Source organism: Candidatus Bathyarchaeota archaeon (assembly GCA_026014585.1).
Classification (GTDB): Archaea; Thermoproteota; Bathyarchaeia; order Bathyarchaeales; family Bathycorpusculaceae; genus Bathycorpusculum.
Window position 1 is genome coordinate 1 of the sequence record JAOZIA010000019.1, and the last position, 22136, is coordinate 22136.

The window sequence follows — 22136 nt, forward strand, 5'->3', positions numbered from 1 at the left end:
CTTCTTCGAGGTCTTTGAGGGTGTTAACTCGGATGTATACGGGCGGTGTTTTCATGCTGCCATGTAGGAATGCTTCGGCTTCTTGCCGTCCGAAAAGCCCAATGCAGTACTGGACAAACCAGAGGGGATGGAAGGTTTTGAGGCTTAACTGTTCCTCATCCGAAACCGCCGCCATAATGGGTTCCAATTTTTGTGTTAGCAGAAAACCTAAGTACCCCTCGATTTCCCGCATGACTTCCCAGCCCAAAATGTTGCGTCCCATGCTTGCGATGTTTGAGGCTTCTTGGTAGCTGAATTTTTGCCAGCCCTTAGATGTGCGGGTTTGATAAACATAAAGCCTAAGAAACGCTTGCAATCCCATGTTGAACTCGCCGATTTGCTTGGGTGCCATGGCGGTGTTGATGTATTTGTCGATGAGGTTTTTGCGCCTTGTGGTTTCCACGACTAAGCCGTAGGCGTAGCGGATGGCGTTTGGGTTTTGGGCTTTAAGCTGCTTTATTGTACGTGTAAGGGCGAGGTGCTCGCTGAGTTTTTGCATTTCCATCCAGCTCAAGGTTTCGATGGCGATTGTCCAAGCATCCTTCAACAAACTAGTTCACGCCATATCAGTGCAGAACCTAGTAAATAAGCAAACCCGCATGGAAAACCCACTTACCAACCTATTTGGAGCCTAATAGGAGCCTATTAGAAACTCTATGCAGAAACTATAGAGGGGAGGTCCGTAATGGCACTTTTCCAGCCAAAAACGGGGGTTATTTGCTTGCAAAATCCGAAAGCATGCGTTGCGGGGTTTCTTTGCTGTAGAGCGGATAAGTGATTTTTGTGCCCTCCACCTGCGCCAGCTCGTTTAGGTGATGACTGATGCAGCTGTCAACGCCCAAAATATGCTCCACCTTGATGTGGCGAATAACCAGCGCGTCCGCGATGAGGTTTCGGTGACAACGCGACGGCATTGCCTCAGAGCACATCAAAGCCACCGTGTTCTCCCTTGCCAACCCAATAACGCTCAGAAGATTTTCTGTGAAGTCTTTGGTTTGCATAAAATCCGCGTACCCCTGAAAACCCGTATTCTTCAAAGCCAAATTCGCCGAGTCTTTGATTGGTCTGCGTAGTCCGCCGATTCCTGGTATGTGCGTGTATTTTATTTCGTTGCGTTTGAGGGTGTATGGTAGGGTTTCTTTGTTGAATTGTGGATTATGTCTGCTGTGGGGTACAGTGCGCACGTCAATAACCAATGTAACTTGAAATGCCTTAAGAAGCTCAATGAGCTCGTCCACGGTTCGGGTTGAGTGCCCAATCGTGTAAACAGTCAAGGCAGGCTTCTTAAACAACCAATCACACCCCTAACCACTCTATAGCATTCATGAAATATAAAACAAAACAAACCAGCTAACACTCAACTAAATCCGCAATAACATCTAACGGATTCTGTAGCCCCGCGAGCTTCTCTTTCACATCAAACCGTTGCCCCAACAATTTTTCTGCCAACGCCTGTGCACCAGAAATTTCTGATTTAAAAATTGGGAAACCCCCCTCCATTAAGTAATCGTTGACTTCCTGCTTCTCAAATGCGTTAAGCACAATCGCTGGTGTTCCCTGCAATGCGGCTTCCCGCGTGATTGTTCCGCCCACACCAATGAAAAGGTCCGCTTGCGCTACCAGGCTGGCTGAATCCACAAACCCTTGAGGAACAATCAGGTCCTCAATGTTATCTCGGCGATACCGGTCCAAATATACTACACGTGCGATTTTGCTAAGATTCTTTGTGAGCTGCAGGATGTCCATTTGTTTTTGGGCATAAATCGCTTTGTCCTCAAGGGGTCGAATTACCACAAGAGGTCTGCCAAAACCATAATCCACTGCTGGCTTAAACCCTTGAATCCACGCAACCTCATCCACACTGTCAAAATCAACAATCGCCCCATCAGACACATACCTCTCCACGGCATCATCAGCAATCGAGGACGACTTCACAATATACTTTGATAGCGGCAACGTAAGCTTATGAACAGCATACGCGTATGGCGTGTCAACTGTTGTAATGACTGGTTTTCCTAAGCCAAATGCGACACGGCACAAGTCAGCTGAACCATGCGAAATTGCTACGTCAAACTCTTGGTTCTTAAAAATTTTGCACATTTCCACCTGACGCAAAACTCCGCTTTCAAGCCGCGACATCAACGACTCAGGGTTGTATTCCCCAAATGCTCTCACTTCTTCTTTGAGGAACTCTGCCATTGTTGTGGTGTCTGGGTGTTTGCGGGTGGTTATGAAAACCTGATGCCCCCTGCTACGTAAGTGCCTAGCGATTGCTACGCCGTAGCGCATGTGCTTTCCAGTTAAGGCATCATACCAGACTTTCACGGTTAAACCTTCAAGAATTGACAGTTTGCCCTTTCAGCAGCTTTCTGGTCCCCTTCAGTATTGCCCACAAAGAGAATCCTGCTAAAGTCAACCCCGAGCTTCTCCTTAGCCAAAACAAGCTGCTTAAACCTATCCAAACTTATCTCGCGAGTGATGATGAAGTCAAAACGCAGATTTAGCGCTTTACTGATTTCGTCTGCTAATGCTTCGCCTTGCATGGTGACAAGAGCTTTGCGTTCAAAATGGTATTTTTCGAAGAGTTCTATGACGTTTTGGTTAACAGTCGCTTTTTTCCATGCCTCAGCTTCCAGTTTACTCCAAACTCTGAACACTTCTTTTTTTGCTTGCACATCAAGACCCGCGATGGTTTTGGTTACGGGTTTAACATCGTCGGTTTTGGCGTGCTTCTTTATTTCGGCTTCTAATTTTTTATAATCAATGGGTAAATTCACTATGGTTCCGTCTAAATCAAAAATCACCGCATCAATCACTGATACATCTCTCCAATAATTTTGCCATTAAACACAATGCGTCCAGGCGCATCCATATGCCGAATCCAGAACACTTCTGCTGGCAACGGGTTGTACTTTTCCAGTTTAGGCACCTCTTCTTTGTAGGCAAGTTTAGTGTAAAGATACGGGATGTTGATTGCGTAGTCTTGCCGTATGACTTTGCTTGCAAAACTGAAAAAGAACGAGGTCGTAAACATTCTGCCAGGGTTAATCTCAGTCACGCAGGGGACGCCGTCCTTGTTTTCTTTGAGGTCCACGCTTGCTATACCGCTAAAGTTGCCATCAATAGCCAACACCGCTTCGGTGCCGACTTTGTTGACGATTTCGTTGTGCACGGTTTTTTGCACTGCGGGAGTTCCCATGATGCCTGAGGGTGCAAGATAAGCATAAATGTACTCTAAACGTTCCCGGGACATCGACGTGATTAGTTCGCCATCTTTCCAGACGCTGTGAAACGCGATGTTTCTGCCTGGTAAATGCTCCTGCGCAATGAACTCCCAATCTACATTGCGGGCTTTCCAGTAACGAATCCACGACACCGCTGTTTCCCGATTGTCTGCAGGTGTGCTTCCACGTCCGCCAGCACCATGAGTTGCGCGTATCCAAATGGGACTGCCCAGTTCCTCAAAGGCGCGGTCGATGTCTTCTTCTTTTTTGATGAGGATGGTTTTGGCAACTGGTATGTCTTTTTGTTTCCAGACGCGTGCGGATTCAAATTTGTCTTGGCATGCCAGTACTGCCTGTTTTGAGGGTAAGTAGACGGGTGCGTTGAGTTTTTCTCGGTTTTCTGAGATGACTTCGACTTCTACGTCTGGTTGGGCATGGAGGAAATCAATGTTTTCTTTTTGGATTATCTCGTTTAGTGTGTCTATGTAGCTTGGGTCTTTGGCAAGTGGTACCTTGTAGGTTGTTTTAGTTGGTGCCATAAACTGAAAGTACTCGCTGGCTTCTGTGCCAACTATGTGCATTTGTTCGGGCGCGATTTGAAGTGACTTGACAAAGTTTATGCCTGCTGGTCCACCTGCTCCCGTGCAAAGAATCCTTTTCATTAATTTACCCCGTCTCTTTGTTATCTTTTTAGGTTAGATGATTAATACATGTGACCAAGTTAATATTTTTATCCAACCCCTTGGCAAAGAAAAAATTTAATACAAAATACACAACCATCTAAACTAAAGGTGCACTACACTGTCCATCTCAGGATTCATGATAGTAAAAAATGGCTTAAAACAAGGCTACCCCTTTGTTGAAGCAATCGCTTCCGCTCTTCCTATCTGTGATGAATTTCTAATATCAGATGGTTACTCAACTGATGGCACCTATGAAGTACTCAAAAAACTGCCTGAGCTAAACAAAAAAATTATACTTTCCCAAGATGAGTGGCCAAACACGGGTTTAATGGCGCTCTCCACAGTTTCTAACATTTTGCGCTGGAAATGCAAAGGCAAACACCTCTTCTACATGCAAGCCGCCGAAGTCATACACGAAGACAACCTAAACGTGATAGCATCCTTGCCTGAAATTTATCCTGATACTGAAACTTTCTGCTTTCCGTATGTTACTGTGATTGGAAACTATAAAATCGCGGATGAGGCGCGGTTGCGGTTTTGCCAAAACCTGCCTTGGCTGGAGGCTACGGGGGATGCGTGGGCTTTGAGTGTGACCAAAAAATTTGTGCGTGCTGAGGCAAGGCGGAATTTGAAGAGTCCAAAAAGTTTTCTTAATCTTGTTGGCAGAGGTGTGGAGTGGCGTTTTGCAAGTTGCATGAACAACACGCGCTCTCGAATGATTTATTTGCCCAAAGAAATCATCCGCTACCCTGCCCTGTTTAAAACCAACTACATCGAACGCTGCAAGGAACACAAAGAATACTTTAAGCTACCTGAATTTCACAAGTTCGTTGACGAGTTAGAGCAGATGGGTGAGGACGATTTTGTAGAACGCACAGTAGCCATGCATCATCAACACTATTTCAAGTACAGTGCGCACTACAAAGGCGATTTCGCAACGCTCAAACTTGAGGACCACCCAAAAATAATGCATGAACTCCTCGTTAGCAAACAGGAAAGCTACACAGTGCGCGACAGTATCTTAGAGAAAATCGCCAACTCCTAAACTCTTTAGCAAAAAACCTTATCAACAAGAAGAAAAACAATACAACAGCAAACCTGTGGGCCGGTCGTCTAGCCTGGTTAGGACGTTGGCTTTACGAGCCAAAGGTCGCCGGTTCAAGTCCGGCTCGGCCCACCACAAATTCTGGTTGTTGCTTGTTGTTGTCACATTGTTTTTTATAGTTAGCTTAGCCGCTAGGATATAGGTGTCTTTGGAGGTGACGTGTTTGCCTAAGAAAGATGATGATTTGCGGCGTACTGCGCCTCGTGTGACTGTTCCTGAACCCGAGATGACCAAGGATCACCAGTATAGGTGTCCATTGGACCAGGCGGTTTATTCTGACCGTAAAGAGTACAATAAGCATTGCAAAGAAGAGCATGATGTCCTATAAATTAAGGGCTAATCTGTGAAAATTGCGGTTGAGTTTAGGTTAACGTAAAAGTTGATGGTTTGGTGCTAGGTTGGTTTAGCGTATGGCTTCGTCGATTCTGCTTTCGCGTTTGGTTTGTGTGACTTCTTTGAAGAGTTCGATGCATTCTTCTTTGGTTGGTGCTTCTACGGCTATGCTACCGTATGCGCCTATGTCTATTCGGTATTTTTTTCCTTCATCTTTTATGCTCATGAGTCCCTCTCCCTCTCATGTATAAACCAAAATTGGCTTATAATTTATTGCAGTGTGCATTATCTACATTATAAGCTTAATCCCTGTTAACTGAGAAAATCCCTGATTTTTCTTGCATTAAAAACAACAAAACCCGCAGTTTTCAAGTAACCGCCAACACGCGAAATCACTCCCGCTGCATCCGTTCCAAGCTTACAAGTTAACACCTGATCAAAAAGACCCAAAGACTCAACATCAACAACATCCCGATTCAACCGTGTCCGCTCTAAAACCTCCAAAACCCTGCTCTTGGACGCCCCCAAAACAATTAATCTGTCCAGAAGGGAATCCCGCCAAAGCGTCAACTTATCAATTTGACCCGTCGAAAGCTCAGCCTCCAAAACGCCTTCATCCAAATTAATGCCCATAACCTTGATGGTTATAGGTAAGCCTTCACGTAACCCCCACAACTCCGCAATTTTTGGAAGCTCAACAGGTTTTTCCTCCATCAAAACTTCCCGCAGATGCCTCAGCGAGACCTTAGCCTGAAAAATTTTTGGTTCAATCACTCCAACATCCACTGCAAGAAAGCTGGGGTTTGAGTTTTTCTTAATTAACCCTTTAAGCTCCATGCCAACCTGTACGTTTTCTATGGTGGTTGGGGCTAAACCGATTTCTTTAGCAATAAAATTCTTGGCAAATTCCTCATCCTCACCCATAACTGAAACCTGCACCCAGCCGCCTGCGTTGCCAACGATTTTAGCTTGCACATCAAGTTCTTCAAAGGTGGTTTGTAAGAAATCGTCGATTTCTTTTAATTGGTGCCCGCGTGGAGCTTTGGTTAACAATGTTAGAGTGGTCATATTTGATGCCCCAATAATCCAGTTATTTCTTCATGCAGCTTTCTAACTCTTTCTGCTGCTTCACTTCTTCCATCCTCCTCCAAACGCCGCAACTCAACCTCGATGCTGGTTTTTCTTGTACCATCAATGAGTTTGTCAGCGTAACCCACAATTTTTTCTTCTAACGTTTGAGGAATGTAGTTGTCTTTTGGCCAGCCCAGCCAATCCGCTTCTTCTTGTGAGATTCCTGCGCCAACGTGACGCTTGATAATGTTGATTACTTCTTGAGGTAACCCTAGCTGCTGCGCAAGTTGAACTCCTGCTATAGCGTGCTCTACGGTGTGGGTTTTGCTGCGTCCCAAATCATGAAGCAACGCTCCCGCCTCCACCAGTTCAACGTTAACATCAAAACCCTTCTGGGATAGTTCACGTGCGATTTGCACGGATAGGTTTGCTACTGCTTGACAGTGCATAATCACTTTTTCTGAGCATTGATTATCCTGTAGAAGTTGGGTTGCTTGCTCCCGTGTGGGAAGCTGGTTATTCACCGAGTTCCTTCCTTAAAACCTCAACTTTAGCTGAGAGATGCTCAATCATTATTTCATTGTCAAAATGCACCAATGGCTTGTCACAAACTGAGCAGTGAAAAACTGATTCTACTGCATCCTCAAAAGTTACCCGTTTACATTCAGGCGAATGACAATAATAGAAGTCATGGGTTCGCTCATAATCCAAACGCACGTTGAGTTTTTCTAGAACACGGCGTTTTTGGCTTAAAATAAATCCTTCTAACTGGTCGGCTTGGAGTTTCCAGTGGAAAATAAACCATCCTGTCTTGGGGTCACGGGTTCGCCTAAGACTAACTAGGGAGTGGTCGTAGAGTTTGTATAGGATTTTGCGAACTGAGTTTAGGCGTATGCCTGTTTTGTTGGCTATTTCATCATCAGTTATTTCTTCTACGCCTTTTAGGTGTTCGATAAGTTTAACGGCGTCTTCATCGCCAAGAGCCATAGCAACCTTTGTTAAAGTAGACTCATCAATTGTAGATAGCATAATCAAGTTTCCTAGACCATAATAATGTATTATGCTCAAATAAAACTTTTATTACTTAAAACGAGGAAAACCCCTGTTAACTTCGGATTTTCTTACCCCGCGTCTGTGGTACAACACCCATTTCTGCATCATCATATTTCACGGCTAACTCCTTTCCTTCAAAGAAGCGATCAAGAAAAATCGCCAAAGCCGAACACTCCGAATGCGGCTGATTCCCAACTGCAACATTAAAATCCGAGACCTCGCTGGAGTAAAATTCGCCAGGAACTTTTTGGCTACCCACAAGAACCATGATTGGTTTGTTTTGTGCTTTAATTCGGTTTAAAACGTCGCTGGATTGGATGTTTTCACCATACACCGTCAAATGAACCACGATGCCGCCTTCATCATGCCACTGCCGAACCTCACTTTTCCAAGACGTCCCCATCCTAAAAGCAAACTCTCCACCCCAATGCCCCGTGAGCTTCTCCACAGTTTGCTGGATGCTTTTGTCTTCAATGTCAGCGAGTATAAAACCTGAAGCGCAAAGCGCCCGTGCCGTCAAAGCAACATGAGTGGTTAAACGGGCATCCCTTTGTAGTCTGTGTCCCCATCTTAGAATAACAATTTTTGGCGTTTTGCCATTAAGGTTTTGAGAGCTGGACTTTTCCATTTAGCTTTTCCACTTTTCTTTTTATCTGGTCAAATATTGATGGGTTTGCTTCAAAATCCATTTCAACGGATGTGTTTTGGAACTCTTCTTTTATCACGTGTGCTTTGTCGTGGACCCAAGCGATAAACTGCATGGTCTGACTGTTTATGGGCACGCTAAAACTTGCTTGAATGTAATTTTCCAAAATCTTCAGTACCTCATGGCTAAGGCCGTCAAGGTTCTTTTCACATTTAGCAGATAGCAAAATTGGGTTTTTCACTATAGGTTTTAGCGCTGCAAGTTTCTCTTCAGCTTCTTCTGGTTTCATTAGGTCAATTTTGTTGAGGGCTGTTATAATTGGGATACCTGATGCGCCTAACATGTCAATTGTTTCTAAGCATATCTTGTTTTTCTTCTCGATTAATTCCTGGCTCTCATCAATGTCTAAAACTAGAATTATTAAATCTGAGAATATGGTCTCTTCAAGTGTAGAGTGAAATGCTTCCATTAACCCAATTGGTAATCGGTCAATAAAGCCCACAGTATCTGTTAAAAGGAATTTGTGGTCCAAAAATTCGATGATTCTTGTTGTCGTTGAAAGAGTAGTGAACAGGGATTTGTCTACGCGCACGGCTTCTTGTGCCAATGCATTAAACAGCGTGCTCTTTCCCGCGCTAGTGTAACCCGCAAGAGAAATGGATAAAAATCCAAGTTCGGTGCGGCGTTCACGGTGCAGAACCCTTTTTTCTCTAATGTGCTTGAGTTTTTTTAGGATAGTTTGAATCTGGCGTTTGATGGCTTCACGGTAAACATCCGCTTCGTACACTCCTAACCCCATAAAACCCGGTTGCTCGCTACTTTTGGCAAGCCGCACTTTTTCTTTGGCATGTTTAATTTCGTTTTTCAGTGTTGCCAGCTGGATTTGGAGTTGGGCTTCGGTTGTGGTTGCTCGTTTAGTGAAAATTTCCAAGATAAGTTGGAAGCGGTCGATGACTTCTATTTTGGTTGCTTTGGCGAGGTTATATGATTGTATCGTCCGTAGAGTATTATCAAAAATAACTTTGTCGGCACCAGTGTCTTTTACCATCTGTCGGAGTTCTTCAACTTTTCCAGCGCCAATCTGGTATCGGGCATCCGCACGTCTTGTCTGCTCCAAAGTGCCCACGATAGTGTCGCCGGCGGATTGGGCGAGCCTTTTGAGTTCTTCTAAACTTGACGGTTCACGGTTCAGTCTGCGTTGAGCTAGGATTGCTTTCGTTTAGAGGGCTCCTCCCCTTTACTGTTAAACTGTATGAGGTCCCCCAAGGTTAACTCTTCATTTGCTGGTTTGGTAAGTACTGGTGGCGCTTTCTCTTTCTCCTTTTCAATCGGGACCATTAGCGTAATTTTTAAGGTGCGTTCCAGCTTGGATGCTAAAAGGTTGTTTGGAGCCATTTTGCCTGTTTCAATATGTCTTAGAACTGAGGCTTTCTCGTTGATTTTTTTGCCCAAGTCTTCATGAGACAGCCCAAGTTTCTCTCTGGCAGCGCGAATTTTGGTTTGATAATCTTCAACGACTTCTGTGGTAATTGCAACTTGGGGAACGGATGATTTTTTCTGCACCATACTTACTGGAACAGCTGTTCTTTTTGGTGCAATTGATGTGGCTGCCGTTGCTTTTTTTCTTTCTATTTCAGCTTCTTCTTGTGGCAGAATTACTTTTCCATGTTTAGAGCACTCCGCACAAACGGTCAATCTTGCACCTTCAATTATTGCTCGTATGGGGTCGGAATGTATTTTTCGTCCACAAACTTCACATCGCAAGGTAACTTTTTCACCTTTTCATTGTCTTTATTAAATTGATAAGTTTATACTTATCGAATCATCAGAAAAAAATGAATGGTGCATTAAGCATGGACAGCACACTTGATAAAGTCAGAAGCATCGCAGATTACCAGTTCGGGCAGGGCGCAGGCAACACGCTGTTCCCTGAAAACATCCAAATCGAATACTCAAAACGCACAGGCAGAATACGCTACATAAACCACCACGGCGAACGTTTAGCAACCCTGCGACCTACCGATGGACTCTACTCCTTAAGTATCAAAGCCGCCAAAACCCTCGCAGAAAGCCTGCCATCAGCCAGATGCTTTGTAACAGTACAAACCGATGTTTCCAAGTATATTGCTGAAGGCGGAGACGTTTTTGCGGTTCACGTTGTAGCTGTTGATGAGGAGCTTCGTGCCAGAGATGAAGTGGTTGTTTTGGATGAGCAGAAACAGGTGTTGGCAGTTGGCCGGGCAGTTCTGTCAAGTGCAGAAATGAAGGCTTTTAGAACTGGGGTTGCAGTGAAAGTGCGGCACGGTATCAAAAAATAGCTGCTGAACAATTTTAGTGGAAAAGCTGAAGGCTGCCAGCTACTCTAGTTGGCAAGAGAAAGAAGTATTATACTGGTAGTCTTCAACTTTTCCACCGCAAAAGGCGAACCAATTTTTTCATTTAAGGATTTTTGTCAAGGTTTCTTGACTAAGCCAAGTCAAACTTTCTTGACTAAACCAGAAGGCAACATCTATAAACATAAACAACAACTAAATCATTCAATCTTGGTGAAGTCTTATGCATAGACGCATTAATCCTCGTGAACAGAAACGTATGATGTAGCGTATGGGCATGAACATGGATGCGGTTTCCGACGTTAAACAGGTCATTATTCAAACCGCAAACAAAGACATCGTGATTGAGGAACCTGAAGTTATGATAATGAATGTTCAGGGACAAAAAATGTACCAAATCATCGGTGGAGACGTCAGCGAACAAGCCCCCGGGCAAACTCTGAAGGCAGAAGCAAAACCAGCTTTTTCTGAAGAAGATGTCCAGTTGGTTGCTGACCAAACAGGCAAAAGCCTAGAACAAGCCAAAGAAGCATTGCAGGAATGTGCTGGAGACTTAGCAAAGGCTATTTTACTGCTTCAATCCTAAATTTTCCTTATTCCTTTGTCTGTACGTCTAACTTTAGAAAACAGTTTCGTAGCTTCTTTAGCGTAGTAAAAACTGGTGTCGGCGTAACCGCTGATTAAACTGGTTCTTCTGGTGGCAGTGGACTGTTTGGTTTTTTCTCGCGAATTAGTATAAGGATTGTTACAGCTATTGCTGCAATTACACCAATGGCAACAACGATATAACTTGATGGTATTCCTGTGGTTTCAGGTGGCGACGTAGCAGTCGGTGTTGCTGTGACTGGAGGGGTTGCTGTTGCTGGCGGCGGGGTAGGTGTTTGAGTTGGTGTTGCTGTGGGTGTTGGTGTAGGTGCTTCGCCAACATTGGTTATACTTAGTGATTTTACTGCTGACAGGTTTTGTCCTTTGAACAGTAAACCTTGTGAGCCAACTACCAAAAGCCTGGATGCTTCGCCGTTTGGAAGCGCTGTGCCGTTTGCAAATTGATATGCCACCATTATCGTCAAGGGCAAAAGTGGTGTCGTTTCTTCACCTGTACTGTTATCGTAAACTGTGTATTGTGGTGAAATATTAAATCCATAAGCTACTTGGGCGTAGCTAAATGTCATGTTGGCTCCGTCGTCTCCCTCTGTTTGCACTGTAACATTTTGGTAGGGTTCCAATGTGTAACCTGCAACTATGCAGAGTTGATAAAGCGAGACGCCCTGATACTCTCCAGCGTAAAGCTCTGAATCTAACACGTATCCTCCCCAATTGATTGTTGGAATAAACGTGGACGTGTCATTTATGTTACTTAGACTGTGCTCTGCCCCGTTTGGACCATAAACAATTATCTCTTCTGGTGCAGTTGCTTGTGCTAAAGGAGCAGTTGAAAATAATACAGCAGTAAAAAGCATTAAGAAAAGCATAATACTCATGCTTGTTATTATTTTATTTTTCTTCAATTTGTTAACTCTCCTGATTATTTTGAAATGGGCTTCTGAATAAAAGCTTTACTCAAAAGACACTAAAACAAATCGCCGTCTAAATGGAAAAATTTTAATCCAGCCATGAAAGGCATGATAATCAGGGATTATCACGGTAAAAATGGAAATAATAAGCATAGGAAACGAACTACTTATAGGAAAAATTCAAAACACAAATGCTTTTTGGCTCTCTAAACAGGCAACACAATTAGGCGTTAACGTAACAAGAGAAACAACAATCCCCGACATTATTGACGTAATCGCTCAAACCCTCAAAGAAACAATCCGGCGTAAACCTCAATTCATAATAACCACAGGCGGACTGGGACCAACTTTTGATGACAAAACCTTTGAGGCAGTCGCAAAAGCTCTCAACCGACCCTTAGAAGTCAACCCCGAAGCCCTAAATTTTGTCAAAGAAAAATGCGAAACCTACGCCAAAAAACACGGTCTTCCCATCATAGAAATGACGCCGCCCAGAATCAAAATGGCTGCTCTCCCACAGGGAACACAACCAATCAACAACCCTGTTGGAACTGCTCCTGGTTTACGTGTGGATTTGGAGAGTGTAATGTTGTTTGTTTTGCCTGGTGTTCCTTTGGAGATGGAGGCAATTTTTAATGAATCCATCGCTCCTCTTCTTAAGAGTGCTGTGGGTGAATTGAGGTTTTTTGAGCGGAGCCTTTTTGCAGATTGTATCGCGGAGGCTGCTTTAGCGCCGCTGATTGATGCTGTTATGAGGGATAATGCGGCGGTTTACCTTAAGTCTCATCCCCTGAAAGTGGGTGAAACGTTTCGGGTTGAGTTGCACCTGACTCTGAGTTGCTCTGGAGATGGCGTGGAAAAACTGCAAAAAGCCGCTGGTCAACTTGCTAAGCTTATTGAACAGCATGGGGGCAAACCCTCCTTTAATGAGTAAACTTAATCTGCATTAGACCTTACTAATTTAGGGTTTAACAGTGTCGTTGACAAATGAAAAGACAAATCTCTAAAGCAGTCACTATGCTTGTAGTTTTGGTTTTTGTTATTTCAATGATTCCGCTGTCAACTGCACAGGGTGCTACAACGCTGACTTATCGTCTAACTGAGCATCCAAACGACCAGAAAACCTACACTCTCACGGTGACTATACCCGACACGTTACTTGAGGAGTATCAACAAAAAAACCACCGTTTATCCTTCCTAAGTGACTACCCCAAATTTGTAACTCCGTATGCTCTTCAGCCAATAGCTGATGCACTGTGGGAAATCTACCAAAATGATGAAGACTTCACAAACGGCGTCCTTCAAATCGTACATCAAATAAGCTACGAGGCGTCAGGTCCAGGTGAATACCCTGTAGAAACAATGGTTAACGATGTAGGCGACTGCGACCTTCTATCCCAAATTGCTGCATCCATCCTGCAAGCTGGCGGAATAGACGTTGTTTTTCTATTTTATGAACGCAAAGATGACCAAAACCGTAATCAAAATCATCTGCAGATAGGGGTGCATATTCCAAATCCTCCCGTATACTCCCGATATAACGTAACAAGCATCACCTATAACGGAGAAAAATATTACATTGGAGAATCTACTGGTGAAAACTGGCAGTCTGGATGGCGAATTGGTGAGTGCCCACAAGACCTCATTGGCGCTCCTGTAGAAATTGTTAACATTGATGAATCTGAAAGAACAGGAATGCAAACTGTTTCTGCAAGTCTACATGGTCAAGAAGAATCCTGTTTGAGTTTGACCCTTTCAGAACCAGCCCTGTATCAAAACAGTCCCTTAGTGATTGCTGGTCAAATTGCTCCTGTTCTTGCTAATCAAAACATAACCTTGTTTGCGGAGGGGTCAGGTGACCAATGGTTTGAGGTTGGTTCAGTTTTAACTGGTGCTGATGGCAAATTTGTGTTTGAGTGGAACCCGCAAAATATTGGCTTTTATCGGTTGCAAGCGTTTTGGTCTGGAAACAGTCAATACTGTGGTTCAAGCAGCTCTCAAAAAGGCGTGGTCATATTGCCAGATATAACTTATCTTTTGATTGGCGCTATCACCATAACTTTAAGCATATTGGCTGGGTTCTTTTTGGTTCTCAATTTTTCTCGTGGACACAAAGAAGAAAAATTGGGTTTTACTTCAACTGATAAGCCGCTTTATCAGCCGCCTGGTGAACCGTGAAACGGCACATCTTCCCAGAGCATCTTCCACCAGTCTTCTTCAGTAATTGTCTCACCTTTCACAATAATCTCAAGCAGTGACTTTAGTAATGCATGATGCTTATACTCATCACTTAATATAGACCGCAACAGAAAAGCTACTTTTTGATTTTCAAGAGTAGGCAAAACCTTCTCTATCAGCTTGATTAATTCGGTTTCCATGTCGATGTGTTTCTGAACCAGCTTCTTTTGCTCATCAAGGTTTTCCTGTGTCAATGCCGTAGATGTTTGGGTTAGAAGTACGTGTGCTGCTGTGTAGAGTTCTGCATGTTTCACAGAATCCATCGAGACACCCTTAAGCACACCTTTAACCACGGGGTTTTTGATGTTGCCAAGAGACTTCTCCAAGGACTCCACAATCGCATTCTCGTTCTCAATTTGCTTTTTAATAAAAGCCAAGAGTTCCTCATTCTTGTTTGCTGTCACAATAAATCGCCCAATAAAATAAACTGCGGATAATGAATAAGGCTTTCGGAAACCCTACTCAACCTTCACTTCCCGCAAATTCTTATAATCCAAAACCACCGCTACCCCTTTTTCCCTAAAAGAAGCATCCAACTCTGAATCACCCGTATCAACCTTCAAACTACTCAACCTGTCCAGCTTGCTTTTTGTTGCAATCACTGTGATGTTTTCCATGCCGACTTTTCGGATGACTTTGGCGCTGATTTGCTGGTTTCCCCGTCCAAAAACGAACCCTTGCCCTCCAATTGGGGTCACAATAATTCTGACAGGTTTGCCTTCGATGGCGTTTAGGATTTGTTGCTCATTAACGTCTCTTGCAACGATTTTTTTGTTTTGAAAAATATCCACGCCCAGCAGCGTTTTTTTCTCGTCGAGCAGGTCGCTGACGGTTCGTGTGGTGGTTCCTGGACCCAAAATGTAGAGCACCTCAGGCTTCATCTCCTCTATAATGTACACTGCAATGGCGGCTTGATTGCGAACCTCATCCTCAGTCATGGGGCTCTCCATCTTGTTACCCTGAATCAGATGCGGCTCAAAGGGGCTAAGCATATAACCGTAAAGCTCCGCAGACATGCGCCCCTCGCGGAAAGCCTGCTCATTAATGTCCATAACCTCCGCCTCATGCAGGGGTAAATTGGCAAACAAAAACCTCAACGTGACTCTCGCAGCAGCTTGGGGTGTAATTGCGAAAATTGCACTGTGCATTTTTACGCCTGTGGGCACTCCCAGCACGGGAACCTTCAGGTCAACGGCTTTTTGGATGTCGCGGGCTGTGCCGTCTCCACCGCAGAAAACCAGCAGGTCCACCTTGGCGTTTAGGATTTGGTTGGCGACGCTTTGCGTGTCTTGTGCGTTGGTGTCTGATTTTTCTTCACCCACCACCCTGTAGGAGAAGCCCAAGTTTTTGGCTTGTGTTTCGCCCATGTTGCCTGCGCCTACAATCAAGTTTAGGTGTTCTTTGGCTTGAGTTATGCTTGAGAGGAAAAGTTCGGCTTTGGCTGGCGCGACAGGTTTGGCTCCAAGCGTGATTGCTTTGTTTAGGATTTCTTTGCCGTCGGTTCCTTTTAGTCCTACGGCTCCACCCATGCCTGCAACAGGGTTAACGATAAAGCCGATGGTTTTGCTTGGGAGATTTTCCATACTCAATAGTTGTCACTGTGGCTATAAATGAGTTGAGAAAATAAAAAAGAAAAAAATGATAAAAGTGGGTTTAGGTTGGTGTGCAGCCGATGAACTTGTTTGAGACATCGTTTAGCCATGGGTACAGCTTGCGCAGTTTATCCATTGACTCCGCGACTTTCTCAGCGGGGTACTCATACGGTTGCAGTCTGCCTGCAAAGTACTCCTCATAGGCTGACATGTCAAAGAATCCATGACCCGTCAAAGCAAACATCAAAGTTTTTTCTTCGTTCTTTTCTTTGCATCGTAATGCTTCGTCGACGACGGCTTTGATTGCGTGAGCGGCTTCGGGTGCAGGAATTATGCCTTCTGAGCGCAGGAAGATTTTTGCTGCATCAAAAGCTTCAACTTGGTTGACTGCTTTGGTGCTGATTTGTTTTGCTTTTGCTAGGGCGCTGATGGTTGGTGCGATTCCGTGATATCGAAGTCCGCCTGCATGGATGGGTGCTGGCATGAAGTCATGTCCTAGCGTGTGCATGGGCACGAGTGGGGTGATTTTGGCGGTGTCGCCGTGGTCGTAGGTGTAGTATCCACGGGTAACTTTGGGGCATGCTGTGGGTTCAACGGCGATGAACTGGGTTTGTTTGGGTGCTTTTTTGGAGACTTTGTCATGGTAGAATGGCCAGAATAAACCACTAAAGCTGCTGCCTCCGCCTATGCATCCGTAAATTGCATCAGGATAATCTTCCACAGTTGCCAGTTGCTTTTGGGCTTCTAGACCTGCAACGGTTTGGTGCATACAGACATGGTTAAAGACGCTGCCTATGGTGTAGTTGGCTTTTTTGCCTGTGTTTTCGCTGTTTAAGCTGTCTTCTACTGCTTCACTGATGGCGATGCCAAGGCTGCCTTTATTGTCTGGGTCTTCGGCTAAAATTTTTCTGCCTGCCTCGGTTTTGTTGCTTGGGCTGGCGACGCATTCTGCACCAAAAGCGTTCATCATGGCTTTGCGGTATGGTTTTTGGTCAAAACTTGCGCGAACCATGTAAACGGTTGCTTCCAATCCGAATGTGTTTGCTGCAAATGAGAGCGCGCTTCCCCATTGTCCTGCGCCTGTTTCGGTGGTGACGCGGGTGATGCCTTCTTTCATGTTGTAGTAGGCTTGGGGTACGGCGCTGTTGATTTTGTGGCTTCCAGGTGGGCTGACGCCTTCGTATTTGTAGTAGATTTTTGCAGGCGTTTTCAGTGCGGCTTCCAGTCGCAGGGCGCGGAAGAGTGGGCTGGGTCTCCAGATGCGGTAGACATCGCGTACTTCGTCTGGAATGTTTATCCAGCGTTCTTGGCTGATTTCTTGTCCGATGATTTCTTTGGGGAAAATTTTTGGAACTATTCCGACTCCGGGTTCTTTGGTTGCGGGGTCGATGAATGGAGGAAGAGGGTGAGGTAGGTCTGGTACGACGTTGTACCATTGTTTGGGTATGTCTTCCTCTTTGAGTAGGATTTTCTTTTGAGGTTGCATTGTTTCACCTGTGCGTAAAATGAATGTACTTTTGTGCTTTATTTAAGGCTTTTGTGTACATTAATGTACGTGAAAGTCAACATTTTTATACGCCAACCAACCAAACATACACGACAACACATGTGGCAAAACATAACCCAACAACTCCAAGACTACCCCGAACGCCTCAAAGTAGCCCGCGTCCTAATAGAAAACGGACTATGCATCAAAAACAACAAAATCTACCTCAACCAAATCGAAATCCCACCCGTCCGCATCGCACGAGCCGCAGGAGTCGACCGCCGAACCGTCAACGAAACCCTAAACACCATCAAAACAATCCCCGAACTCCAACTCATCTTCGAAGGCATACGCCCCGCAGGACTCAGTCTCAAAGAAATCGCCAAACACATCAATCTGGGTGTGCTTGAAATTTCTGTAGACGACCCCCGTGTAGCAGGCATATTAGCCAGCTCCTCTAACATTCTCAATCAGGCAGGCTTAAGCATACGCCAAGCCATCGTAGACGACCCCGAACTAAGCCCAGAACCAAAACTGACCCTAATTGTGGAGAAAAAAGTACCCGGCGAAATCATCCCGGAAATTCTGAAGATTCCCGGAGTAGCCAAAGTTTCCGTGTATTAATCATTCTCTATTTTGTTGGTGACTATTGATTTTCTTGCTCCTATTTGCTGTCTATTAGGCTCCTAATAGCCAATCATTGCAGAAAGGATAGAGAGAGGTCAAAGTCTATTTGGTTCCTATTAGAAAGTCAATGCAGAAACTATAGAGGGGGACGCATTATTGGTGTTTTTTCAAGCTATTAATGCGCCCTTTCAGGTAAACACGCTATCGCCAAAAAGGTTCCGATTGATGCACAATTTCTTTGCCTTTTAACCGCTTCATTGGGTTGTTGTTAGAAAAATTTATATGGGTAAGGTGTTTTGTTGTTGTGCGCATTTAAGGAGGATTATTACTTGTCATCTTACCCAACTCAGGCTGGTGGCGTTCCAGTTGTCGTCCTAAAAGAAGGTTCACAACGTTCTCGCGGAAGAGAAGCTCAACACGCCAACATAACAGCCATTAAATTTGTCGCCGAATCAGTGCGAAGCGCACTTGGACCCAAAGGCATGGACAAAATGCTCGTGGACAACTTTGGCGATGTAACAATCACAAGCGACGGAAGAACCATCCTAGACGAGATGGATATACAAAACCCCGCAGCTAAAATGCTCGTGGAAGTAGCCAAAGCACAAGACAACGAAGCCGGCGACGGCACAACCAGCGTCGTAATCATCAGCGGCGAACTTTTAGCCAAAGCAGAAGAACTCACAGAAAAAAACATTCACCCAACCGTAATTGAAGATGGCTACAAAAAAGCCGCCGAAAAAGCCCTTGAGGTTTTAGAAAAAATCGCGATACCAGTTGATTTAGAAAAATCAGACTTTCTAAAGAAAGCCGCCGAAACCGCAATGGGAAGCAAAATCGTTGCTGAACACAAAACGTATCTTGCAGACATCGCCGTTAAAGCCATGCTTGCAACCGCCCAAAAACAAGCAGATGGCAGATACAAAGCTGATGTTGACGATGTGAAGGTGGAAAAGAAAGTCGGCGAATCACTCCAAGCAACCACACTAATTAACGGCATAGTTTTAGACAAAGAAATTGTTCACTCAGGCATGCCCAAACGCATCGAAAACGCCAAAATTGCGCTTCTAGATGCTTCCATAGAGAATGAGAAAACAGAGTTGGATTCAAAACTCAGCATAGAGAGCCCAGAAAAAATGGTTGCTTTCCTTCATGAAGAAGAAGTTATGCTGGAAAACATGGTTAAAAAGATAATTGATTCAGGCGCAAACGTTGTCGTTTGCCAAAAAGGCATTGATGACTTGGCGCAGCATTTTCTTGCAAGAAAAGGAATAGTTGCAATCAGACGCGCCAAAAAATCTGATATGGAAAAACTCTCCAAAGCAGTCGGCGCCAACATCCTAAGCAACCTTGACGCGCTCTCCGCTAAAGACTTAGGCGAAGCAAGCATCGTTGAGGAACGAAAAGTTGGCGATGACAAAATGACCTTCATTGAAGGATGTAAGCATCCTCGTTCAGTCACCATCCTAATCCGCGGCGGAACAATGCGTATGACCACAGAAGCCGAACGCAGCATACACGACGCACTATGCGTAGTAAAAGACTTGCTACTTGAACCAAAAATCGTTGCTGGCGGAAGCGCTCCAGAAATGGAAATGGCAACTGCGCTCAGGAATTATGCACAAACCTTGCCGGGACGTGAACAGCTCGCAGTCAAAGTTTTCGCAGACGCCCTCGAAGCCATACCCACAACACTTGCAGAAAACGCAGGCTTTGACCCAATCGACATTATCTCCGAACTGCGCTCAAAACATGCAAAAGGCGAAACATGGGCTGGTCTTGAAGTGCTCTCAGGCAAAATCGTGGACATGACAACAACTGATGTCTTTGAACCGCTATCAGTAAAGAAGCAAATCATAAAATCCGCAAGCGAAGCAGCCTCAATAACTCTACGAATCGACGATGTTATTGCATCAGAGAAAATGAAGGCGCCACCAACTCCACCAGGAGGCGCAGGCGGAATGGGCGTTGGTGGAGGATATCCAGGAGGATTCTAAAAGTTGTCAAACCAAACCGTTAATGTAGGTCCCCCAAAAATCACGCGATTTGAAAAAGCCAGAATCGTGGGCGCTCGTGCGCTTCAAATCAGCATGGGAGCACCTATACTTGTTGATGCTGACGAAAGCATCTCAAACCCCATCGACATTGCACTTAAAGAATTAGCCGCGGCAATTCTGCCTATTACCATTCGCAGAACACTGCCCGACGGGACTTTCCAAGATATTCCGCTTAAATGGCTCTCTTAAGCCATTTTTCTAACTATTTTTAGCTACTTTTTAATGTTATATTGCTCAGTTTATTTTGTAGTAGTTTGATGTTGCTGGGTTGTATGCTTTTATTTCAGGTAAGAGTTTAAATCTGGTATCCAGCATGCATTCTGATATTGCAGGTATGTGACTGTTATGGCTAAAGATGTAGTGCTAATCGTAGGTTTAGGCGAAGTAGGGCAATCCCTTTATGAAATCATAGATGAAACAGAAAAATTCGATGTTTATGGCTTAGACGCTGACCAGCAAAAACAGCAAGCCATCGCCGGCAACCGAACACCACCCACAAGCATTGATGTTATGCATATCTGCTTTGGATGCGCGGTACAGGAGAAATTCCAAGCCCTCACAGTTGAATACATCAAAAAGATCCAGCCTAAACTCACAATCATAGACAGCACTGTTCCTCCAGGCACAACACAGAATATTTTTGAACAAACCAAAGCGGCTCTGGTTCATTCGCCAATTCAGGGCATGCACAAAACGCTTGAAACCATGAAGTCTGACATAAAATTCTGGAACAAATACGTTGGTCCCACCTCGCATCAAGCTGCACAGTTAGCAAAGGAGCATTTTGAAAAAGTCGGCTTAACCGTTAAGGTTCTGGCAGGTACAGTTGAAACAGAACTCTCCAAGCTCTACGAGACAGTGTACATGGCTTGGATGATAACTTTTTTCCAAGAAGCCCACCGTGCCGCACGCAAATTTGGTGCAGATTTTGAGCAAACTGTGGAGATGATAGAGGACATTCAACGTGCCAAACTCAATAAGCCCCTGCAATATCCAGCTTTTATCGGCGGGCACTGCTTAATCCCCAACACGAAGCTTTTGCTCAGTGTTTACGATTCCGATTTGCTACGGGATATGCTCAAGTCAAATGAGAAACGCCAAAAAGAAATGCAAGACCCCTCCGTTGCTGAAGAAGTGGAAAAAATCAAGAAACGCAGCGAAAAACTCCAGCAGGAACTGCTAAAAAAACTTGGCTCTTAATGCGGACTTGAGGCAGGTCTTTGAGCTCTTAGCAGTCCAAGCATGTAATACAGCCTAACCAATGGGTGAATGTAAGCTATTGAGGGTTCTTTGGTTTTAAACGCCACAAAAACCCCTGTAAATGGCGAGGTGAAGAAGCGGTATATTATGCCGAATTTGGTAACTGGTGGGGCACGGTTGGTTTCGGATTCGATGCGTTTCCAAATCTCATACAGCTGAGTGCCATACCAGAATTGGTGATGAAGCTCCTGCATTAAACCCTTGCGCATGTGAATTGATTGCACATTATAGTCAACAATCCACTGATAACCCGCTTCATGCAGCTTATAAGCTAAAATCGTGTCCACGCCCGCGTTAACCGGCATTTTTGGGAACCCCCCGATTTCCCGCATAACTTTGGTTTTGTAAATGGTATTATCCAACGTTTTACCCAGAGTGAACGCAGACATCTGCCTAGACCGCAGCCACGATGCCAACTGAGCCTCGCCACGGTACTTTTTAGCCACATACATCTGAAGGTTTTTTACTCCACGAGGTTTGTCTGCAAAACGCATTCCTGAAGCCGCCGCAACCTTGGGGTCAGATAGCAATTGAGGAATCTTTTTCCACCACTGTGGGTTCAAAAACAGGTCTTGCTCAAAACTGATAAAATCTTCAGCTTCTACATGTTTTAGGGTGGTGTTTGCGCCATCGCTTATACCTTTGCCCTCGTTTGAGACAACTGTCCACCCAAATGCTTTGGCAATTTCTCTGGTTTTGTCGGTGCTTCCGTCGTCAGAGACGATTTTTTTGCCCACGTACTCTTTGGGGACTGCGTGCTCGATTTGTTTGAGCACCACTGGCAGGGTTGCCTCTCCATCTTTTGTCCACATTACCAAGTCTACCTTGCCAATCACGCAATTAACCCCAAAGTTAAACGCAACAGAGAAGAAACT

General features: G+C 44.7%; 27 protein-coding genes and 1 tRNA gene. 11 read left to right on the plus strand and 17 right to left on the minus strand.

Annotation, left to right across the window (positions count from 1 at the left end):
- The 5 genes from NWF01_06065 to NWF01_06085 form a co-directional block, all read right to left on the minus strand.
- Nucleotides 1-589 (minus strand): hypothetical protein (locus NWF01_06065; protein MCW4024584.1); only part of this gene is annotated, 589 nt, incomplete at its 3' end.
- Nucleotides 590-752: 163 nt separating this feature from the next.
- Nucleotides 753-1331: a DUF488 domain-containing protein gene (locus NWF01_06070; GenBank protein MCW4024585.1), complete on the minus strand. Its 579-nt coding sequence runs from the start codon at nucleotides 1329-1331 to the stop codon at nucleotides 753-755.
- A 58-nt stretch (nucleotides 1332-1389) separates the two neighbouring features.
- Nucleotides 1390-2364: a DUF354 domain-containing protein gene (locus NWF01_06075; protein ID MCW4024586.1), complete on the minus strand. Its 975-nt coding sequence runs from the start codon at nucleotides 2362-2364 to the stop codon at nucleotides 1390-1392.
- 2 nt (nucleotides 2365-2366) lie between these two features.
- The gene (locus tag NWF01_06080; protein ID MCW4024587.1) at nucleotides 2367-2855 is read right to left on the minus strand and encodes an HAD hydrolase-like protein; all 489 of its coding nucleotides are present in this window, start codon (nucleotides 2853-2855) and stop codon (nucleotides 2367-2369) included.
- Complete coding sequence (locus NWF01_06085) at nucleotides 2852-3925, minus strand: ATP-grasp domain-containing protein (protein MCW4024588.1); 1074 nt, start codon at nucleotides 3923-3925, stop codon at nucleotides 2852-2854. The genes NWF01_06080 and NWF01_06085 overlap by 4 nt, the downstream gene beginning before the upstream one ends.
- A gap of 157 nt (nucleotides 3926-4082) precedes the next feature.
- Here NWF01_06085 and NWF01_06090 point away from each other — a divergent pair, with 157 nt between their 5' ends.
- The 3 genes from NWF01_06090 to NWF01_06100 all read left to right on the plus strand — a co-directional run bounded on the left by NWF01_06090 (nucleotide 4083) and on the right by NWF01_06100 (nucleotide 5379).
- On the plus strand, nucleotides 4083-4991 hold the full coding sequence (locus NWF01_06090) for a hypothetical protein (protein MCW4024589.1): 909 nt from the start codon (nucleotides 4083-4085) through the stop codon (nucleotides 4989-4991).
- A gap of 57 nt (nucleotides 4992-5048) precedes the next feature.
- Nucleotides 5049-5126, plus strand: a tRNA-Val gene (locus NWF01_06095).
- 88 nt (nucleotides 5127-5214) lie between these two features.
- Nucleotides 5215-5379, plus strand: coding sequence for a hypothetical protein (locus NWF01_06100; GenBank protein MCW4024590.1), 165 nt, complete (start codon nucleotides 5215-5217; stop codon nucleotides 5377-5379).
- A gap of 75 nt (nucleotides 5380-5454) precedes the next feature.
- Here the strand turns inward: NWF01_06100 and NWF01_06105 are convergent, their stop codons facing one another.
- The 7 genes from NWF01_06105 to NWF01_06135 form a co-directional block, all read right to left on the minus strand.
- Nucleotides 5455-5610: a hypothetical protein gene (locus NWF01_06105; GenBank protein ID MCW4024591.1), complete on the minus strand. Its 156-nt coding sequence runs from the start codon at nucleotides 5608-5610 to the stop codon at nucleotides 5455-5457.
- 86 nt (nucleotides 5611-5696) lie between these two features.
- Nucleotides 5697-6452: a DUF2110 family protein gene (locus NWF01_06110; protein MCW4024592.1), complete on the minus strand. Its 756-nt coding sequence runs from the start codon at nucleotides 6450-6452 to the stop codon at nucleotides 5697-5699.
- Entirely contained in the window at nucleotides 6449-6979 is a 531-nt protein-coding gene (locus tag NWF01_06115) for a TIGR00295 family protein (protein ID MCW4024593.1), read from the minus strand. Before NWF01_06115 ends, NWF01_06110 begins: the two co-directional genes overlap by 4 nt.
- Complete coding sequence (locus tag NWF01_06120; protein MCW4024594.1) at nucleotides 6972-7523, minus strand: transcription factor; 552 nt, start codon at nucleotides 7521-7523, stop codon at nucleotides 6972-6974. Before NWF01_06120 ends, NWF01_06115 begins: the two co-directional genes overlap by 8 nt.
- A gap of 37 nt (nucleotides 7524-7560) precedes the next feature.
- On the minus strand, nucleotides 7561-8136 hold the full coding sequence (locus NWF01_06125; GenBank protein ID MCW4024595.1) for a tRNA (cytidine(56)-2'-O)-methyltransferase: 576 nt from the start codon (nucleotides 8134-8136) through the stop codon (nucleotides 7561-7563).
- On the minus strand, nucleotides 8108-9346 hold the full coding sequence (hflX, locus tag NWF01_06130) for a GTPase HflX (GenBank protein MCW4024596.1): 1239 nt from the start codon (nucleotides 9344-9346) through the stop codon (nucleotides 8108-8110). Before hflX ends, NWF01_06125 begins: the two co-directional genes overlap by 29 nt.
- Before the next feature lie 11 nt (nucleotides 9347-9357).
- Nucleotides 9358-9918, minus strand: coding sequence for a multiprotein bridging factor aMBF1 (locus NWF01_06135; GenBank protein MCW4024597.1), 561 nt, complete (start codon nucleotides 9916-9918; stop codon nucleotides 9358-9360).
- An 89-nt stretch (nucleotides 9919-10007) separates the two neighbouring features.
- Between NWF01_06135 and NWF01_06140 the strand changes: the two genes are divergently transcribed.
- Together NWF01_06140 and NWF01_06145 are read left to right on the plus strand one after the other, a co-directional pair.
- On the plus strand, nucleotides 10008-10472 hold the full coding sequence (locus NWF01_06140) for a pseudouridine synthase (GenBank protein MCW4024598.1): 465 nt from the start codon (nucleotides 10008-10010) through the stop codon (nucleotides 10470-10472).
- 286 nt (nucleotides 10473-10758) lie between these two features.
- Nucleotides 10759-11073, plus strand: a complete 315-nt coding sequence (locus NWF01_06145) for a nascent polypeptide-associated complex protein (GenBank protein ID MCW4024599.1) — start codon at nucleotides 10759-10761, stop codon at nucleotides 11071-11073.
- 94 nt (nucleotides 11074-11167) lie between these two features.
- On the opposite strand, the gene NWF01_06150 is transcribed toward NWF01_06145, so the two are convergent.
- Nucleotides 11168-11995 carry a hypothetical protein gene (locus NWF01_06150; protein MCW4024600.1) on the minus strand — a complete coding sequence of 276 codons (828 nt, stop codon included), beginning with the start codon at nucleotides 11993-11995 and terminating at the stop codon, nucleotides 11168-11170.
- 142 nt (nucleotides 11996-12137) lie between these two features.
- Here NWF01_06150 and NWF01_06155 point away from each other — a divergent pair, with 142 nt between their 5' ends.
- Together NWF01_06155 and NWF01_06160 are read left to right on the plus strand one after the other, a co-directional pair.
- Nucleotides 12138-12935, plus strand: a complete 798-nt coding sequence (locus tag NWF01_06155) for a molybdopterin-binding protein (GenBank protein MCW4024601.1) — start codon at nucleotides 12138-12140, stop codon at nucleotides 12933-12935.
- A gap of 53 nt (nucleotides 12936-12988) precedes the next feature.
- Entirely contained in the window at nucleotides 12989-14179 is a 1191-nt protein-coding gene (locus NWF01_06160) for a hypothetical protein (protein ID MCW4024602.1), read from the plus strand.
- On the opposite strand, the gene NWF01_06165 is transcribed toward NWF01_06160, so the two are convergent.
- The 3 genes from NWF01_06165 to NWF01_06175 form a co-directional block, all read right to left on the minus strand.
- Nucleotides 14158-14643, minus strand: coding sequence for a ferritin-like domain-containing protein (locus NWF01_06165; protein ID MCW4024603.1), 486 nt, complete (start codon nucleotides 14641-14643; stop codon nucleotides 14158-14160). The two genes, NWF01_06160 and NWF01_06165, sit on opposite strands and share 22 nt — an antisense overlap.
- 54 nt (nucleotides 14644-14697) lie before the next feature.
- Complete coding sequence (locus NWF01_06170) at nucleotides 14698-15822, minus strand: ATP-NAD kinase family protein (protein MCW4024604.1); 1125 nt, start codon at nucleotides 15820-15822, stop codon at nucleotides 14698-14700.
- Between the two features lie 70 nt (nucleotides 15823-15892).
- Nucleotides 15893-17317: a TrpB-like pyridoxal phosphate-dependent enzyme gene (locus tag NWF01_06175; protein ID MCW4024605.1), complete on the minus strand. Its 1425-nt coding sequence runs from the start codon at nucleotides 17315-17317 to the stop codon at nucleotides 15893-15895.
- A 63-nt stretch (nucleotides 17318-17380) separates the two neighbouring features.
- Between NWF01_06175 and NWF01_06180 the strand changes: the two genes are divergently transcribed.
- The 4 genes from NWF01_06180 to NWF01_06195 all read left to right on the plus strand — a co-directional run bounded on the left by NWF01_06180 (nucleotide 17381) and on the right by NWF01_06195 (nucleotide 21201).
- The gene (locus NWF01_06180; protein ID MCW4024606.1) at nucleotides 17381-17941 is read left to right on the plus strand and encodes an amino acid-binding protein; all 561 of its coding nucleotides are present in this window, start codon (nucleotides 17381-17383) and stop codon (nucleotides 17939-17941) included.
- 332 nt (nucleotides 17942-18273) lie between these two features.
- Nucleotides 18274-19941, plus strand: a complete 1668-nt coding sequence (gene thsB / locus NWF01_06185) for a thermosome subunit beta (GenBank protein ID MCW4024607.1) — start codon at nucleotides 18274-18276, stop codon at nucleotides 19939-19941.
- Between the two features lie 3 nt (nucleotides 19942-19944).
- Nucleotides 19945-20190, plus strand: a complete 246-nt coding sequence (locus tag NWF01_06190; protein ID MCW4024608.1) for a DNA-directed RNA polymerase subunit K — start codon at nucleotides 19945-19947, stop codon at nucleotides 20188-20190.
- Nucleotides 20191-20346: 156 nt separating this feature from the next.
- On the plus strand, nucleotides 20347-21201 hold the full coding sequence (locus tag NWF01_06195) for a GDP-mannose dehydrogenase (GenBank protein MCW4024609.1): 855 nt from the start codon (nucleotides 20347-20349) through the stop codon (nucleotides 21199-21201).
- On the opposite strand, the gene NWF01_06200 is transcribed toward NWF01_06195, so the two are convergent.
- Nucleotides 21198-22097, minus strand: coding sequence for a glycosyltransferase family 2 protein (locus NWF01_06200; GenBank protein MCW4024610.1), 900 nt, complete (start codon nucleotides 22095-22097; stop codon nucleotides 21198-21200). The genes NWF01_06195 and NWF01_06200 overlap by 4 nt on opposite strands.
- Between the last annotated feature and the right edge of the window lie 39 nt (nucleotides 22098-22136).

Coding starts and splice junctions, on each gene's coding strand:
- NWF01_06085 (MCW4024588.1), bottom strand. CDS start 3,925: ATGAAAAGGATTCTTTGCACGGGAGCAGGTGGACCAGCAGGCATAAAC.
- NWF01_06090 (MCW4024589.1), top strand. CDS start 4,083: ATGATAGTAAAAAATGGCTTAAAACAAGGCTACCCCTTTGTTGAAGCA.
- NWF01_06105 (MCW4024591.1), bottom strand. CDS start 5,610: ATGAGCATAAAAGATGAAGGAAAAAAATACCGAATAGACATAGGCGCA.
- NWF01_06110 (MCW4024592.1), bottom strand. CDS start 6,452: ATGACCACTCTAACATTGTTAACCAAAGCTCCACGCGGGCACCAATTA.
- NWF01_06125 (MCW4024595.1), bottom strand. CDS start 8,136: ATGGAAAAGTCCAGCTCTCAAAACCTTAATGGCAAAACGCCAAAAATT.
- NWF01_06140 (MCW4024598.1), top strand. CDS start 10,008: ATGGACAGCACACTTGATAAAGTCAGAAGCATCGCAGATTACCAGTTC.
- NWF01_06145 (MCW4024599.1), top strand. CDS start 10,759: ATGGGCATGAACATGGATGCGGTTTCCGACGTTAAACAGGTCATTATT.
- NWF01_06155 (MCW4024601.1), top strand. CDS start 12,138: ATGGAAATAATAAGCATAGGAAACGAACTACTTATAGGAAAAATTCAA.
- NWF01_06160 (MCW4024602.1), top strand. CDS start 12,989: ATGAAAAGACAAATCTCTAAAGCAGTCACTATGCTTGTAGTTTTGGTT.
- NWF01_06170 (MCW4024604.1), bottom strand. CDS start 15,822: ATGGAAAATCTCCCAAGCAAAACCATCGGCTTTATCGTTAACCCTGTT.
- NWF01_06175 (MCW4024605.1), bottom strand. CDS start 17,317: ATGCAACCTCAAAAGAAAATCCTACTCAAAGAGGAAGACATACCCAAA.
- NWF01_06180 (MCW4024606.1), top strand. CDS start 17,381: ATGTACGTGAAAGTCAACATTTTTATACGCCAACCAACCAAACATACA.
- NWF01_06195 (MCW4024609.1), top strand. CDS start 20,347: ATGGCTAAAGATGTAGTGCTAATCGTAGGTTTAGGCGAAGTAGGGCAA.